Source organism: Streptomyces sp. Ncost-T10-10d (genome assembly GCF_900091955.1).
Lineage (GTDB): Bacteria > Actinomycetota > Actinomycetes > Streptomycetales > Streptomycetaceae > Streptomyces.
The window spans coordinates 1-15,284 of sequence record NZ_FMDF01000103.1 but is presented as its reverse complement, the minus strand read 5'-3'; the positions used below and the strand labels follow the sequence as shown (position 1 = coordinate 15,284).

Genomic DNA, 15,284 nt, shown 5'->3' with positions numbered 1-15,284 from the left:
CGCGGCACTGCTAGCTTCCTCGATGTGGCGAAACTCAATCAGATCATCGCAGTGGAGAAGGGCGTCAAGTCCAAGGCCCACCAGGACCTGACGGCGGCGCATCACGGCCTTCAGAAGACCGGTCTGCTGGCCGGGATCTCCCGGACGTATCAGCCGAAGGACGAGGAGGGCGAGCAGTTGCCGCCCGAGTCGACCCTGGTGCAGATCAAGGCCGAGGACGTGCTGCGGGAGACCGCGACGACCCTGACCCGGCTCTTCGATGTGACCGCCACGAAGGACTGGGCGAACTGTTCGGCCCGCGCGGATGTGAAGGTCGACGGGCGGGTACTCGTGAGCGAGGTGCCGGTGTCGTATCTGCTCTTCCTGGAGAAGCAGCTGACGGACATCAACACTTTTGTTCGCAAGCTTCCGGTGCTCGACGCCTCCGAGGCCTGGACACAGGACCCGTCGACGGACTCCTGGAAGACCGAGCCGGTGAGGACTCTTCGTACGAAGAAGGTGCCCCGCAACCATGTGAAGGCGGAGGCCACCGATAAGCATCCGGCGCAGGTCGAGGTGTACTACGAGGACATCCCGATCGGCTACTGGACGACCGTGAAGTTCTCCGGAGCTCTCCCCGCACGGCGGGTCAACGAACTGCTGAACCGGGTCGAGAAGCTCCAGCAGGCCGTGAAGTTCGCCCGCGAGGAGGCCAACGGCGTGGACGTCACCGACCAGCGGGTGGGTGATGCGGTATTCGGTTACCTCTTCGGGTGACCGACCATGGATTCCCCGGCCGGAGCACTTCGGCCGGGGTGCGCGAGGAGCGCAAGCTGAAACTGAAGCTTGTCGTGACGACGCGGTTCCAGTGGAGGTTCGAGTCCTCCTCCCGGCATTCTGTGCGTGCTGCGCACACGGACGGGCCGGGGTGGCCCAACTGGCAGAGGCAGACCGCGATCAATCTCAGACTCTTGCTCCAGGCTCAGCATTCGCCACCGATCGCCGAATCAATCGGGCCCGTGCCCATGGGCGTCGAGATGCCGGTTCGACTCCGGCCCGCAGAGCTTCGATCTGCGGTCGTCTAAAGGCAGGACGCGACGACATAAACCTGACACGGGTCCTTAAAAGTGTCGGCGTGCCGAATGGGTGGCATCTTCAGGGCTCGGGGGCCGGCTACGCCCCCGGGCCCGCTCCCGTTTCGCGGGACGTCCCGTCACACGCCCGCGGGCAGTGACACCCCGCGCCCCGCGAAGAAGCGCTCGAATTCGGGCAGCGGAAGCTCCGCGGCCCGCGTTGCGGCCGTCGTGCCGGACGGGTTGTGGAAGTGGACGCCGGTGCCGTCGGCCGTACGGGACGTCAGCAGCACCAGATGCCCGCCCCGCCCCGGAGCGGGCCGCCGCGGGTGGCGGATGCCGTAGTGCACCGAGGCCATGACCGTCCGGCCGCCGTCGAGCAGGCCGAGGATCTCCTGCGACGAGAGATGGCGGTGGACCGTGGCGTCGAGGCCGTGCTCCTGCTGTACGTACTCTGCGAAGGGGGCGTAGACCAGGCCCCGGATCACCCCCTCCGCATCCTCCGTGTACGCGCCGTACTTGAGCGCACCGTCGCGCAGCGTGAACAGGGGCGGGGCCCCGGCGCCGAGCGCCATGCGCAGGCAGGTCATACCGCACAGGTGACCTGCCCAGCGCGCATACTCGGCCGGTGACGCCGCACCCGAATCCGCCCAGGCCGGGTCGGTGGCCGGATCGAGACCGCCTTCCACGATCGGGCCGACGAGCTCGAACGAGGCGAACTGGGTGAGGACGGGAACGCGGCAGGCGGGGCAGGTCACCAGGGGCATCCGATCACTGGCGGTATCCGGTCAGGAAGCGGCCGATGCGGCTGATCGCCGCGTCGAGATCGTCAGCGTACGGGAGTGTCAGGATCCGGAAGTGGTCGGGCCGCGGCCAGTTGAAGCCGGTGCCCTGCACGACCTGGATCTTCTCCCGCAGCAGTAGATCCAGGACGAACTTCTCGTCGTCGACGATTCGATGCACCTTCGGGTCGATGCGCGGGAACGCGTACAGCGCGCCCTTCGGCTTCACGCACGACACGCCGGGAATCTCGTTCAGCTTCTCCCAGGCCCGGTTGCGCTGCTCGTACAGCCTGCCGCCGGGCGCGACCAGTTCCCGGATGGACTGCCGGCCGCCGAGCGCCGCCTGGATGGCGTACTGCGCGGGCGCGTTGGGGCACAGGCGCATCGAGGCGAGAGTGGTCAGCCCCTCCAGATAGTTGCGGGCATGCTGCTGCGGGCCGGAGACCACCATCCAGCCGGAGCGGAACCCCGCCACCCGGTACGTCTTCGACAGACCGCTGAAGGTGAGGCAGACCAGGTCGGGGGCGAGGGCCGCCACGCTGTGGTGCTGGGCGTCGTCGTAGAGGATCTGGTCGTAGATCTCGTCGGCGAGGACCATCAGGCCGTGCCTGCGCGCCAGATCGAGGATGCCTTCGAGGACCTCGCGCGGATAGACGGCGCCGGTCGGGTTGTTCGGGTTGATGATCACGACGGCCTTGGTCCGGTCGGTGATCTTCGACGCCATGTCCGCGAGGTCCGGGTTCCAGTCCGAGGCCTCGTCGCAGGTGTAGTGCACGGCCTTGCCGCCCGCGAGGGTCACCACCGCGGTCCACAGCGGATAGTCGGGGGACGGGATCAGCACCTCGTCGCCGTCCTCCAGCAATGCCTGGACGGCCATGGAGATCAGCTCGGACACGCCGTTGCCGAGGAAGATGTCGTCGACCCCGACATCCGTCAGACCCATGGCCTGGTAGCGCTGCGCCACCGCCCGGCGGGCGGACAGGATGCCGCGCGAATCGCTGTAGCCGTGGGCCTGCGGAAGCATCCGGATCATGTCCTGGACGATCTCCTCCGGCGCCTCGAAACCGAAGAGCGCGGGATTTCCCGTGTTGAGGCGGAGCACGCTGTGACCCGCCTCCTCCAAGGCGTTGGCGTGCTCGATGACCGGGCCCCGGATCTCGTAACAGACCTCGTCGAGCTTGCTGGACTGCCGGAATTCCATGCGGTGGCCTCCCCGACCTGATTGCGATACTTGGTTTTACCAAGCTCGGGCTTGGAAAGTCCAACAACATGTCTAGACTGCGTCGCATGCCACGTCAGCAACAGCCCGCAACACGCTCGGCTCGCCGCCGGAGTTACGACCAGTTCTGCGCCACCGCACGCTCCCTCGATTCCGTGGGCGACCGGTGGACCCTGCTGATCGTCCGTGAACTGCTGGCGGGCCCCCGCCGCTACACCGACCTCCACGCCGACCTGCCGGGCGTCAGTACGGACGTCCTCGCCTCCCGGCTCAAGGACATGGAACAGGGCGGCCTGGTCACCCGCCGCCGGCTTCCGCCGCCCGCCGCGGCCTCGGTGTACGAACTGACGGAGCGCGGCCACGGGCTGCTGCCCGTACTCGCCGCGCTCGCCGAGTGGGGTGCGCCCGCGCTTGCCGAGCGGCGGCCCACCGATGCGGTACGGGCGCACTGGTTCGCACTTCCGCTGCTGCGCTCGCTGGACGGGCTGACACATGCGGGAGTCGTCGAAGTCCATCTGGACGAGGGTGAGTTCCATGTGCGTGCCGGTGGTGCGCCGACCGGTGCGGCTGTGTACGGGGATGGTCCTGCGGCCCGGGCCGATGCCCGCATCGCGCTCGACGTCGAGGTCTGTCTGGCGCTCGGGCGAGGTGAACTGACGTTCGCCGAGGCCGTCAAGGACGGACGTATCGAAGTGTCGGGCGACGGGCCGCTCGCCGCCGAACTTCGCGGCGAATGACTGTCGGTCCGGGAGGGTTCCGCAGCTCAACTCACGGGTAGCGTGCGGGCGTTCGGGATGTCCGGTTCAGGATGTCCAGGACATTTCCAGGACGCCGAGGCAGAGGAGTCGCACGTGAGGGTCGGCAGACAGCAGGGGAGCCGGGGGCGGCGGGTACGGCAGGGGCGACTCGCCAAGGCCCTGGTCATAGGCGGCTGCGTGGCCGCGCTCGGCTTCGTACCGTCGGCGGCCCTCGCCACACCCGGCAGCGGTGTGAGCGGCACGGTGGTCGCGAAGGGCACATCGGTGGGAAAGCTGAAGGTGAAGACCCCCAACGGCCGCACCGATGTGACCTTCCGGACCATCACCGTCGAGCCGGGCGGCTCCACCGGCTGGCACACCCATGGCGGTCAGCTGATCGCCGTCGTCAAGTCCGGGACGCTGACGCGCACTCTGGACGACTGCTCGGTCGAGGTGACGCCCGCGGGCTCGTCCTTCATCGAGCCGTCCGGATCCGCTCACCGTCACATCGGACGCAATCTGGGGACCGAGCCCGTCGTGCTCTGGGTGACCTATCTGCTGCCGGAGGGCAGCGCGCTCTCCGACGACGCCGACGCGGTGGACTGCGACGCGAAGAAGTAGCGAACGACGCTCGCCCACCGCCTGGCCGAGAACCACCTGGCGGGGACCGACGAGGAAGAACCTCGCCGGCGGGACGGCCGACGCCGACGCACGAGGCCGGGGTGATGATGGACGCGTGCGATGTGAAGCGATCACCTGGGAGCGGCTGGCCGAGGCCTTCGCCGCGCACGCCGACGGTCTGAAGCCGGCCGACGCCGGCCCCTGGCTGAAGGTTGCCGTCGACGGTGCGCCGGCGGCCCGTACCGGGGAGCTGGCAGGGCTGGTCGCACAGGCGCTGCGGGTCCGGGGGCGTGCGGTGCTCGTCGTGTCCACCGAAGGGTTCCTGCGACCGGCGAGTCTTCGGTACGAGTACGGCAAGGAGGACCCCGACTCGTACTACGACAGCTGGTTCGACACGGGCGCGCTGTGGCGCGAGGTGTTCGGACCGCTGGAGGCGGGCGGGAGCGGGCGGGTGCTGCCCGATCTCTGGGATCCGGTGACGGACCGGGCCACCCGCAGTCCGTATCAACTCCTGCCCGAGGGCGGTGTGCTGGTGGCGCATGGCCCGTTGATGCTGGGGCACTGGTTCCCGTTCGACCTGAGTGTCCATCTGCGGTTGTCGCCGGGCGCACTGCGGCGGCGTACCGAGGAGAGCGAGCGTTGGACCCTGCCCGCTTTCGCGCGGTACGAGGACGAGGTGGTGCCCGGCGACCGTGCGGACGCGGTCGTACGGGCCGACGATCCGCTGCACCCCGCCTGGACCGGGTGGAGGCGGGGCGGGTAGCAGGCCGGGCTGATTCACCGAGCCGGGTGTGTCATGGACCGGGGCGGCCCCCCACGGTGGTGACCGCTTCCGCCGCCGACCGGCAGCCTGCTTCCACGGCCGAGGCGTCGTCCGCACCCGACAGGTGCGCCGCGAGAAAGCCGCCGGTGAACGCATCGCCCGCGCCCGTCGAGTCCACGGCACCCCGTACCCGGACCGCCGGGATGTGCCGGGTCACCACGCCCGCGATGGCCAGCAGAGCTCCGCCCTCGCCGAGCGTGACAACCACCCGGGGCACCTGAAGGCTCAACTTGGCTGCGGCGTCCGCCGGTTCGGGGAGTCCGGTGAGCAGCCGGGCCTCGTCCGCATTGGGCAGCAGCAGATCCGCGCCCTCCACGGTTGTCAGGAACCGGTCGACGCCCAGCTCGGCGAGAAAGCCGGCCGAAGCCGGGTCGACGCTCACCGGGATCTGCCGTCGCCGGGCCTCCCGCAGAGCGAGCATGGCCGTCGCCCGGCTCGTCGCGGCGAAGAGAAGGTACCCGGAGAGATGGAGATGGGCGATGCCGTCGAGCATCGACGGTGACCAGTCGTCGCGGGAAAGGCGGAGCACGGCACCGCTGTCGGTGAGGAAGGTGCGCTCGGCGGCGGAATCGACGAGGGCGACGACGGTGGCGGTCGGTATGTCGTCGTCCACGGCCAGCAGGCAACGTACCCCTGCCCGCTGCAGCGCGTCCCGGTGCCAGGCCGCGCTGTCGGCGCCGACCCGGGCCAGCAGCCGTACGTCGCGACATCCCGAACGCGCCGCCCAGCAGGCGACGTTGGCGCCCGCGCCGCCAGGGACGGTACGGATCCGGGCCGAGGTGTCCGTGCCGTGGATCAGCGCCGTTGCGTGCCGGGCCACGACATCTGTGACCACGTCACCGACGACGAGAAGGCCGTCGTCGGTCATCGGCCGGCCGCCGGGTTCCGGTGCGATGCCGTGTCCTGCGCGTCCGGGTGCGCTGCTGTCTCCTGTGCGGCGGCGGCCCATGCGCCGGAGATCCGCGCGGCAAGCGTTACGTTTCCGCGTACGGCCGTCAGATTGGCCTCCAGCGAAGCGCCCCCGGTTCCCCGCATCAGCCGGTCCAGCAGGAACGGTGTGACGGCCTGACCCACGATGCCGCGCTCCCGGCATGCGGCGAGGGCCTCGGCCAGCACACGATCGTGGAGTGCGGGATCCAACTGGTGCTCCACGGATACGGGGTTGGCGACGATCAGCGCGGAGCCGGGACCGCCGAGCGAGTCTTGGGCCCGCATCACCGCCGCGACCTCCTCGGGCGTCCGCACCGTCCAGTCGACCGGTTCGCCCGAACTGTTCAGGTAGAAGCCGGGGAAGCGGTCGGTGCCGTAACCGAGGACTCCGACGCCGAGCGTCTCCAGGCGCTGCAGCGTGGCCGGAACGTCCAGGATCGACTTCACCCCCGCGCACACCACGGTGATGCCGGTGCGCGCGAGGAGCCGGAGGTCCGCGGACTCGTCCTGGGTCCGGGTCCACTCCCGGTGTACGCCGCCGAGGCCGCCGGTCGCGAAGATGCGCAGGCCCGCGTGTGCGGCCAGGAATGCCGTCGCGGACACGGTCGTCGCCCCGCTCGCACCCGTCGCCAGAGCCGGTGCGAGGTCCCGGTGCCCCAGCTTCCGCATCGCCGGGTCCGCGGCGACCCGCTCCAACTGGGCCTTGTCCAGACCGATGTGGGCCCGTCCGTCCAGTACGGCGATCGTGGCGGGCACGGCGCCCGCAGAACAGACGAGCCCTTCGAGTTCCTCGGCGACCTGCAGATTGCGGGGGCGTGGCAGACCATGGGCGATGATCGTCGACTCCAGAGCCACGACGGGGTGGTGCGTGGCGAGGGCCGCCTGTACCTCGGTGGAGAGGGCGGGGGTGTAGGAGTGTGCGCTGTGCGACGCATTCAGTGACATGTCCACATCCCTGTCGCGGGCGCATCGACCTCAAACGTGCGGCCGGGACACCGGCCGAATCACCCGTCCCCTCCGCATGTTCTCCCGGTCCTGGTGTCGAGTCGCCTCGAAGCGGTCGCTAGGGTGACCGGCCATGACCACACTTGATCAAACTCCCGCCTCGTTCGCCGTACACATTCCGGACGCCGAGCTCGAACCGGAACCACTCGACCCCGCACAGATCGTCTCGGGCGAGCCCGCGGTGACCGGCAAGGTGCTCTGGGAGTCGCCCGACGGCAAGCAGCTGCGCGGGATCTGGCAGATCACGCCGGGCGTGGTCACCGACACGGAGGCCAACGAGCTGTTCGTGGTCGTCAGCGGGCGCGCGACCGTGGCGGTCGAGGGCGGGGCGACGCTGGAGGTCGGGCCGGGTGACGCCTGCGTGCTGCGCGAGGGCGACCGAACGACGTGGACCGTGCACGAGACGTTGCGCAAGGCCTACCACATCAGCCTCTGAAATTTCAGAGGTCGGAGGCGGGTGCCGTGGGTGCAGGTGTGCCGGCTGCGTCGGGCGAGGCGGGCGCAACGGGCGCGGTCGGCCGGGCGAGCGCCCGGCGCAGTGCCAGCGCCGCCATCGGCAGCAGCAGACATGCTCCGACTGCGTTCAGCCAGCCGTAGCCCGCCCTGGCGACGATCACTCCGGCGATCGCACCGCCGATGCCCGCCGCCGTGTTCATGGTCAGGTCCGACAGACCCTGCACGGCGGCGCGGGCGGGCTGCGGTACGGAGTCGGTGAGCAGCGCCGAACCGGCGACCAGCCCGGCCGACCAGCCGAGCCCGAGCAGGAACAGGCCTGCCGCCGTCTGACCGTGGCTGGGGCCCGCGGTGCCGGCCAGCAGTGCGGCGCAGGAGAGCAGCCCGACCGCCAGACCGATCACGGCGAGCCGGCCGAACCGGTCGGACAGCCAGCCCATCACCGGGGAGAACGCGTACATACCCGCGATGTGGCCGCTGATGACCAGGCCGATCAGTTGGAGTCCGGCGCCGTGATGACCCAGATCGACCGGGGTCATCACCATGATCGAGACCATCGCGGTGTGTGAGACAGCCACCGTCACCAGCGCCAGCCGCGCCATCGGGGACGCCCGGACCGCTGCGACACCGGCACGCAGCGATCGGCCTGCGGGGGACTCGTTGTCCTGCGGCGCCAGCGCCCGTGCGGTGAGCAGCGGGTCCGGCCGCAGCAGCACCCCGACCACCACGGCGGCCAGCAGGAAGATCCCGGCCGCGAAGAAGAACGGCCCCGCCTTCTCCGATATCGCGGTGCCGCGGAAGACCCGCCCCACCGGGGCCGCGATGTTCGGCCCCAGAACCGAACCGATCGTCGTGGCCCAGATGACAGTGGAGATCGCCCGGCCGCGCCGGTCGGGCTCGACCAGATCCGCGGCGGCGAACCGGGCCTGCAGATTGGCCGAGGAACCGGCACCGAACGCGGCCATGCCGAGCAGCAACAGCGGGAAGCTCTCCACGACGGTGGCCAGTACCACGAACCCCGCGCCGAGTGCACCGATCAGATACGCCAGGACGAGACCGGGGCGCCGGCCGCGCGAGGTCATCAGCGCGGCCAGCGGCAGCGAGAGCAGCGCGGTACCTGTCACCGACGCGGTCGGGGCCAGACCGGACAGTGCCTCGGAGCCGCTCACCTCCGTGGCCAGGACCGGGGCCAGGGCGATACCGATGGGCACGCCGAGGCCGCCGAGTATCTGGCTGGCTATGAGCACTGCGGACGTTCTGCGCCGCAATCCGGGCAGCTCGGCCGCCGTGACCCGGCCGGCGGGGTGGCCGGGCCCGGTGGGGGTGTCAGGTGCATCGAGGTTGTTGGTCACTGACGCAGTGTGCCAGCCCGTACACAGGTGCGAAACCGGGTCTCGTCAGGGCACGGACCACGCACGGACCGCGCACCGGACCCGGTGCCCCGGTGCGGGGAGCCCGGTCTCCACGACCGGCTCAGAACAGCGGCTGGGGGAGCACGCCCTCCAGAGCCAGCAGCTTCCGCTTGGTTTCGAGGCCACCGCCGAACCCGCCGAGTCCGCCGTCGCTCTCCACCACCCGATGGCACGCCACCACCACGGGCAGCGGATTGGACCCCATGGCAGCCCCGACCGCCTGAGCCGCCGTCGGCTGCCCCACGCGCTCGGCGAGGTCCCCGTATCCGACGACCGCCCCGTACGGCACCCCGGCCGCCAGCTCGCGGAGCACCTGGCGGTTGAAGCCGGAGGTCAGCGACCAGTCCAGGTCGAGGGAGAACTCCCGCAACGAGCCCGCGAAATACGCCGCGAGCTGGCGTATCGGCTCGGCGAGCCGTGCGGAGCCGGGATTCTCCACCGGCTCCGCGCCGAGTCGCGACCGCAACTGCCCGACCGCCTTCTCCCGCACCTCGGGACAGGCGTGGAAGACCACGCTCACCAGTCCCGCGTCGGTCGCGGCAAGCAGCAGCGGGCCGATGTCGCTCTCGACGACGGCCCACTCGACAACCCCGTTGCTGTTCATGGGAACCACCGTACGACCGGCCACTGACAACGGGCCGCGGCAACGGGGCGCCCGAGCCGTCAGCCCGTGGCCTCGCGCACCACATCGGGGGTGTTGGTGATGATTCCGTCGACGCCGAAGCCCGCCACCTTCGCCGCGGTCGCTGCGTCGTTGACCGTCCAGGTGTTGACCCGGAGCTTCTTGCCGTGTGCGCCCTTCAGCGCATGTACTGCCGTCACGTAGTCGGCGGAGATCGACGTGTACGAGGGGTTGATCTGGTCGGTGAACGCTGCGTACGAGGGCAGATCGGCCACTGCGGGGGTGCCGAGGAAGCCGGTCGTGACGTCCGGACGCTGCTGGTGCACCTTCTTCACGCTGTCCGCGCCGAAGCTCTGGATGACGAGCCTGTTCTTGACGTGGTCGCGGTCGAGCCACCCCTTCCGGCTCAGCACCCGCAGGGTCTCCTTCTCGATGCCCGGGTAGATCTCCGGGCTCTTGATCTCCAGCAGCAGCTTCTGGTGGTTCCGCTCGATCCGGTCCAGATACTGCTTGAGGGTGGGCACCCGGGTCCCGGCGAACTGCGGACCGAACCAGCTGCCCGCGTCCAGCCGGGCGATCTCGGCGGCCGTGAAGTCCTTGACCGCCCACGGGGCACGGTCCGGGAAGACCTCCTCGACGTCGGTGGTCCGCTTCAGGTCGGTGTCGTGGACGACCACCAGCACACCGTCCTTGGTGAACTGGACATCGTTCTCCACCCAGTCGAAGCCGAGCGCATCGGCCTTGTCGACCGCGGCCAGGGTGTTCTCCGGCGCATAGGCCGAAGCGCCCCGGTGGGCGAGGACGACCGGGGCGACCGGCTTCGCGTCCGCGGTCCGGGCGCTCACGGTCCGGATGCTCGTGCCCGTGCTCGTGTGCCCGGCCGTGGCCGTGCCCCTGCCAGTGGTCTGCGTACCGGCGGTCGACATCAGCAGCGCGCCGGCGCCCACGAGGGCGGCGGCAGCGACGGCGGCGGTTGCGGTGCGTGCGTACACGTGTACTCCTTGCGTCAGAGTTACGGACGGGCCGAGAGTGACAGCCGCCCCCCAACGAGGGACAGGCGAAGGATGGCCACAACGTGAACGCCGCTCCGGAGACCGGGTCACGGGCCGCTTTCCCTGTCGATAAAATGCTGCTCTTCTGTTTGTCTGCCGGGCCTCGCGTCTTGGGGTCACCCCCGAACCCGGGCTTCCGCGAAGGGCGTACGAGCATGCAGGGCACCATCGACGGTTTCAGCTACGGAGCGGTGACGCCTGTCGCGGCCTTCCTCATGGCCTGCCTCGGTGCGGCCCTCGGGCTGCGATGTACGAGCCGTTCGCTGCGCACCGAGCGTTCCTTCAAGGCCGGCTGGCTGGCCCTCGGCGCGACATCCATAGGCTCCGGCATCTGGACGATGCACTTCATCGCGATGATCGGCTTCTCCGTCGAGGGGGTGACCATCAGCTACGACAAGCCGATCACCTTCGCCAGCCTCGCCGTCGCGATCGGCATGGTCGCCATCGGGATCTTCATCGTCGGGTACCGGGGTGCCACCCGTATGGCGATGGTGACGGGCGGCACCATCACCGGGCTGGGCGTGGCCACCATGCACTACCTGGGCATGGCCGGAATGCGTCTTGAGGGACAGTTCGAGTACGACACGTTCACCGTGGCCCTCTCCGTCGTCATAGCCGTGGTGGCCGCCACGACCGCACTCTGGGCGGCCGTCTCCATCCATGGCTTTCTGCCCAGTCTCGGCGCCAGCGTCGTGATGGGCGTCGCGGTGAGCGGCATGCACTACACGGGCATGGCCGCGCTGAGCGTCCATCTGCACCCCGGCGCCCTCGCCGGCCCGGCTTCGGCCGGCGGCCGGGCCGCCCCCCTCCTGCCACTGATGATCGGCCCCGGCTGCTTCCTGATCCTTGCCGCGGTGGTCGTGATGTTCGACCCCCTGATGGTGATGGGCAGCCCGGACTGGGACGACCCCAGGGCCATGAACGGGGCCGGACGGCCACCCGGAATCCCGGCCCAGAGGCAGGTCCCGCGATTCGGAACACATGCCGACCCGGCGTCGTTCCACTCCCGGCCGCGCGATCCCGCGCCGCCGGGAGAATGGTGACCTCGGCCCGGCACTGCGGCCGACCCGGCCCGGTTGTCAGCGGTGGGTCGTACGGTGGTTGCATGCGGCCCGTTTCGAAGATCGAACGTTCGGTGGCGCCTTTCGAGGTCGTCAGTCCCTACCAGCCCAGCGGCGACCAGCCCGCGGCCATCGCCGATCTGGAGCGGCGCATCCGTGCGGATGAGAAGGATGTCGTCCTGCTCGGCGCGACCGGCACCGGAAAGTCGGCGACCACCGCCTGGATGATCGAAAAACTGCAGCGCCCCACCCTCGTCATGGCGCCGAACAAGACGCTCGCCGCCCAGTTGGCGAACGAGTTCCGCGAGCTGCTGCCGAACAACGCCGTCGAGTACTTCGTCTCGTACTACGACTACTACCAGCCCGAGGCGTACGTCCCGCAGTCGGACACCTACATCGAGAAGGACTCCTCGATCAACGAGGAGGTCGAGCGGCTGCGCCACTCCGCGACGAATTCGCTGCTCACCCGGCGCGATGTCGTCGTGGTCGCCTCCGTCTCCTGCATCTACGGCCTCGGTACGCCCCAGGAGTACGTGGACCGGATGGTCCAGCTCAAGGTGGGCGACGAGATCGACCGCGACCAGCTGCTGCGCCGCTTCGTCGAGATCCAGTACAGCCGCAACGACCTGGCGTTCACCCGCGGCACCTTCCGCGTCCGCGGCGACACCATCGAGATCTTCCCGGTCTACGAGGAGCTCGCCGTCCGAATCGAGATGTTCGGCGACGAGATCGAGGCGCTCTCCACCCTCCACCCGCTCACCGGCGAGGTCATCAGTGAGGACCAGTCCCTCCACGTCTTCCCGGCCAGCCACTACGTCGCAGGCCCCGAGCGCATGGAGAAGGCGGTCAACGGCATCGAGCAGGAGCTGGAACAGCGCCTCGCCGAGCTGGAGAAGCAGGGCAAGATGCTGGAGGCCCAGCGGCTGAGGATGCGCACCACGTACGACATCGAGATGCTCCGGCAGATCGGCACCTGCTCCGGCGTCGAGAACTACTCCATGCACTTCGACGGCCGCTCACCCGGCACCGCCCCCAACACCCTCCTCGACTACTTCCCCGAGGACTTCCTCCTCGTCCTCGACGAGTCGCATGTCACCGTGCCGCAGATCGGTGCCATGTACGAGGGCGACGCCTCCCGCAAGCGGACCCTCGTCGACCACGGATTCCGGCTCCCCTCCGCGCTCGACAACCGTCCGCTGAAGTGGGAGGAGTTCCTGAGCCGGATCAACCAGACCGTCTATCTCTCCGCCACACCCGGGAAGTACGAGCTCTCCAGGGGCGACGGCTTCGTGGAGCAGATCATCCGCCCCACCGGCCTCGTCGACCCGGAGGTCGTCGTCAAGCCCACCGAGGGCCAGATCGACGACCTGGTGCACGAGATCCGCACGCGCGCCGAGAAGGACGAGCGGGTCCTGGTGACCACCCTCACCAAGAAGATGGCCGAGGACCTCACCGACTACTTCCTCGAGCTCGGCATCCAGGTCCGCTATCTGCACAGCGACGTCGACACCCTGCGCCGCATCGAGCTCCTGCGCGAGCTGCGCTCCGGTGAGTACGACGTGCTGGTCGGCATCAACCTCCTGCGCGAGGGCCTCGACCTGCCCGAGGTGTCGCTGGTCGCCATCCTCGACGCGGACAAGCAGGGCTTCCTGCGCTCGGGGACGTCCCTGATCCAGACCATCGGGCGCGCCGCCCGTAATGTGTCGGGGCAGGTCCATATGTACGCGGACAAGATCACCCCGGCGATGGCGCAGGCCATCGACGAGACCAATCGCCGTCGCGAGAAGCAGATCGCCTACAACACCGAGCGCGGCCTCGACCCGCAGCCGCTGCGCAAGAAGATCAATGACATCGTTGCGACGATCGCCCGCGAGGAGGTCGACACCGAGCAGCTGCTCGGCACCGGTTACCGCCAGACGAAGGGTGCCAAGGCTCCCGTCCCCACGCTGGGCGTCAAGGCGGCAGGCTCCAAGAAGGCCGGGGGCAACGGCGCGTTGGTCACCGACCGGCCCGCCACCGAACTCGCCGGAATCATCGAGGAGATGACCGACCGGATGCGGGCAGCCGCCGCTGACCTGCAGTTCGAAGTGGCGGCCCGACTGCGCGACGAGGTCGGTGAGTTGAAGAAGGAGTTGCGTCAGATGCGGGAGGCGGGCCTTGCCTGACGCCGTCGCCCCCGGTGTGTTGCAGGACCGACACAAAAAGGCCCCAAGCGGCCACACGTGCGGTGTGAATGCGTAGGGTGCTGGAAAACCGCACACGGACGGTTGCGGGGCAAGCGGAGAGGGGACAGCGCGTGACGGTCAATATGACCAAGGGTCAGGCCATCAGCCTGCAGAAGAGCGACGGGGGGACCCTGACCGCGGTACGGATGGGGCTCGGCTGGCAGGCGGCGCCGCGCCGTGGTCTGTTCGGTTCACGTACGAGGGAGATCGACCTCGATGCTTCGGCGGTGCTGTTCGCCGACAAGCAGCCGGTCGACGTGGTCTTCTTCCGTCACCTCGTCAGTGACGACGGCTCGGTCAAGCACACCGGGGACAACCTGGTCGGCGGCGCCGGTTCGGGCGGCGACGACGAGGCGATCCTCGTCGATCTGCAGCGGGTGCCGGTCCACATCGACCAAATCGTCTTCACGGTGAACTCCTTCACCGGCCAGACGTTCCAGGAGGTGCAGAACGCCTTCTGTCGCATCGTCGACGAGACCAACGGCCAGGAGCTGGCCCGCTACACGCTGGACGGCGGCGGGCAGTACACGGCCCAGATCATGGCGAAGGTGCACCGTTCGGGGAACGGGTGGCAGATGACCGCCCTCGGCAACCCGGCCAACGGCCGCACCTTCCAGGACCTGATGCCGGCGATCCTGCCGCACCTGTAAGGCACGGTCGGACCAGCCGGTCGATATCGGTACGCGCAGCTCCCGGAGGCATCGGCCGCCGGGAGCTGCACCACATCGCACCGCACGACACCACACCACGCAGCAGCAACTCATCGAGGGGACAGGGCAATGACGGCCGAGCTGGTCCGGGGGCAGAACCACACCTTGCCCCAGACCCGTCTGGAGATCCGGGTATCGGCCGGCACGCCCATCGTGGCCGGTGCCACGCTCGGCGACGAGGACGGCACCGTGCACGGCACCGAGTGGGTCGCCCACCCGGGATCGCCACAGCTGCCCGGGCTCGAGGTGTCCCGACAGGCAGCCGCCGAACACCGGCTCGCCGTGGACCTCGACGCCCTGCCGGCTTCGGTGCACCGGGTCACCGTGCTGCTGGCCCTGCCCACGGGCGTCGGCGGACCGGTCCGGTTCGGCGCGGTCGCCTCACCGTTCGTCGCCGTCACCGGGCTCGAAGGCAGCGAGATCGCCACCTTCACCCTCACCGGCCTGGACACCGAGTCCGCCGTCACCGCCCTGGAGCTCTACCGCCGCCAGGGCGCCTGGAAGGTCCGCGCCGTCGGTCAGGGCTACGCGGGCGGCCTCGCAGCCATGCTCGCCGACCAGGGCCTGACGCGGGCGGCCG

16 protein-coding genes and 1 pseudogene are annotated in these 15,284 nt (G+C 69.5%); 10 read left to right on the top strand and 7 right to left on the bottom strand.

Annotation, left to right across the window (positions count from 1 at the left end; translation table 11 throughout):
• Positions 1 to 24 precede the first annotated feature (24 nt).
• Together GA0115254_RS16500 and GA0115254_RS44500 are read left to right on the top strand one after the other, a co-directional pair.
• Positions 25 to 756: a DUF7873 family protein gene (locus GA0115254_RS16500; RefSeq protein WP_093896048.1), complete on the top strand. Its 732-nt coding sequence runs from the start codon at positions 25 to 27 to the stop codon at positions 754 to 756.
• 32 nt (positions 757 to 788) lie between these two features.
• Positions 789 to 874 (top strand): annotated as a pseudogene (locus GA0115254_RS44500).
• Between the two features lie 318 nt (positions 875 to 1,192).
• Here the strand turns inward: GA0115254_RS44500 and GA0115254_RS16490 are convergent.
• Together GA0115254_RS16490 and GA0115254_RS16485 are read right to left on the bottom strand one after the other, a co-directional pair.
• On the bottom strand, positions 1,193 to 1,810 hold the full coding sequence (locus GA0115254_RS16490; protein ID WP_093896089.1) for a cysteine peptidase family C39 domain-containing protein: 618 nt from the start codon (positions 1,808 to 1,810) through the stop codon (positions 1,193 to 1,195).
• 13 nt (positions 1,811 to 1,823) lie between these two features.
• The gene (locus GA0115254_RS16485; protein WP_093896047.1) at positions 1,824 to 3,035 is read right to left on the bottom strand and encodes a pyridoxal phosphate-dependent aminotransferase; all 1,212 of its coding nucleotides are present in this window, start codon (positions 3,033 to 3,035) and stop codon (positions 1,824 to 1,826) included.
• 86 nt (positions 3,036 to 3,121) lie between these two features.
• Here GA0115254_RS16485 and GA0115254_RS16480 point away from each other — a divergent pair, with 86 nt between their 5' ends.
• From GA0115254_RS16480 to GA0115254_RS16470, 3 genes are all read left to right on the top strand, one after another.
• A complete protein-coding gene (locus GA0115254_RS16480) occupies positions 3,122 to 3,790 on the top strand; it encodes a winged helix-turn-helix transcriptional regulator (protein WP_093896046.1) in 669 nt (222 codons plus the stop codon).
• Between the two features lie 114 nt (positions 3,791 to 3,904).
• Positions 3,905 to 4,411 carry a cupin domain-containing protein gene (locus GA0115254_RS16475; protein WP_256102617.1) on the top strand — a complete coding sequence of 169 codons (507 nt, stop codon included), beginning with the start codon at positions 3,905 to 3,907 and terminating at the stop codon, positions 4,409 to 4,411.
• A gap of 115 nt (positions 4,412 to 4,526) precedes the next feature.
• Entirely contained in the window at positions 4,527 to 5,174 is a 648-nt protein-coding gene (locus tag GA0115254_RS16470; RefSeq protein WP_093896045.1) for a nucleoside/nucleotide kinase family protein, read from the top strand.
• A gap of 31 nt (positions 5,175 to 5,205) precedes the next feature.
• Here GA0115254_RS16470 and GA0115254_RS16465 read toward each other — a convergent pair whose 3' ends face one another.
• On the bottom strand, positions 5,206 to 6,102 hold the full coding sequence (locus tag GA0115254_RS16465) for a carbohydrate kinase family protein (protein ID WP_093896044.1): 897 nt from the start codon (positions 6,100 to 6,102) through the stop codon (positions 5,206 to 5,208).
• Positions 6,099 to 7,109 carry a pseudouridine-5'-phosphate glycosidase gene (locus tag GA0115254_RS16460; RefSeq protein WP_093896043.1) on the bottom strand — a complete coding sequence of 337 codons (1,011 nt, stop codon included), beginning with the start codon at positions 7,107 to 7,109 and terminating at the stop codon, positions 6,099 to 6,101. Before GA0115254_RS16460 ends, GA0115254_RS16465 begins: the two co-directional genes overlap by 4 nt.
• A gap of 133 nt (positions 7,110 to 7,242) precedes the next feature.
• Between GA0115254_RS16460 and GA0115254_RS16455 the strand changes: the two genes are divergently transcribed.
• On the top strand, positions 7,243 to 7,605 hold the full coding sequence (locus GA0115254_RS16455) for a cupin domain-containing protein (protein ID WP_093896042.1): 363 nt from the start codon (positions 7,243 to 7,245) through the stop codon (positions 7,603 to 7,605).
• Between the two features lie 4 nt (positions 7,606 to 7,609).
• Here the strand turns inward: GA0115254_RS16455 and GA0115254_RS16450 are convergent, their stop codons facing one another.
• The 3 genes from GA0115254_RS16450 to GA0115254_RS16440 all read right to left on the bottom strand — a co-directional run bounded on the left by GA0115254_RS16450 (position 7,610) and on the right by GA0115254_RS16440 (position 10,648).
• Positions 7,610 to 8,974: an MFS transporter gene (locus GA0115254_RS16450; RefSeq protein ID WP_093896041.1), complete on the bottom strand. Its 1,365-nt coding sequence runs from the start codon at positions 8,972 to 8,974 to the stop codon at positions 7,610 to 7,612.
• Positions 8,975 to 9,095: 121 nt separating this feature from the next.
• Positions 9,096 to 9,638, bottom strand: coding sequence for a methylated-DNA--[protein]-cysteine S-methyltransferase (locus GA0115254_RS16445; protein WP_093896040.1), 543 nt, complete (start codon positions 9,636 to 9,638; stop codon positions 9,096 to 9,098).
• A 59-nt stretch (positions 9,639 to 9,697) separates the two neighbouring features.
• Entirely contained in the window at positions 9,698 to 10,648 is a 951-nt protein-coding gene (locus tag GA0115254_RS16440) for a glycerophosphodiester phosphodiesterase (protein WP_093896039.1), read from the bottom strand.
• Positions 10,649 to 10,863: 215 nt separating this feature from the next.
• Here GA0115254_RS16440 and GA0115254_RS16435 point away from each other — a divergent pair, with 215 nt between their 5' ends.
• The 4 genes from GA0115254_RS16435 to GA0115254_RS16420 all read left to right on the top strand — a co-directional run.
• Positions 10,864 to 11,751: an MHYT domain-containing protein gene (locus tag GA0115254_RS16435; RefSeq protein WP_093896038.1), complete on the top strand. Its 888-nt coding sequence runs from the start codon at positions 10,864 to 10,866 to the stop codon at positions 11,749 to 11,751.
• A gap of 62 nt (positions 11,752 to 11,813) precedes the next feature.
• Entirely contained in the window at positions 11,814 to 13,934 is a 2,121-nt protein-coding gene (gene uvrB, locus GA0115254_RS16430) for an excinuclease ABC subunit UvrB (protein WP_093896037.1), read from the top strand.
• A gap of 131 nt (positions 13,935 to 14,065) precedes the next feature.
• The gene (locus tag GA0115254_RS16425) at positions 14,066 to 14,644 is read left to right on the top strand and encodes a TerD family protein (RefSeq protein WP_073747806.1); all 579 of its coding nucleotides are present in this window, start codon (positions 14,066 to 14,068) and stop codon (positions 14,642 to 14,644) included.
• Positions 14,645 to 14,773: 129 nt separating this feature from the next.
• On the top strand, positions 14,774 to 15,284 hold a 511-nt coding region (locus GA0115254_RS16420), incomplete at its 3' end, for a TerD family protein (protein WP_141720844.1).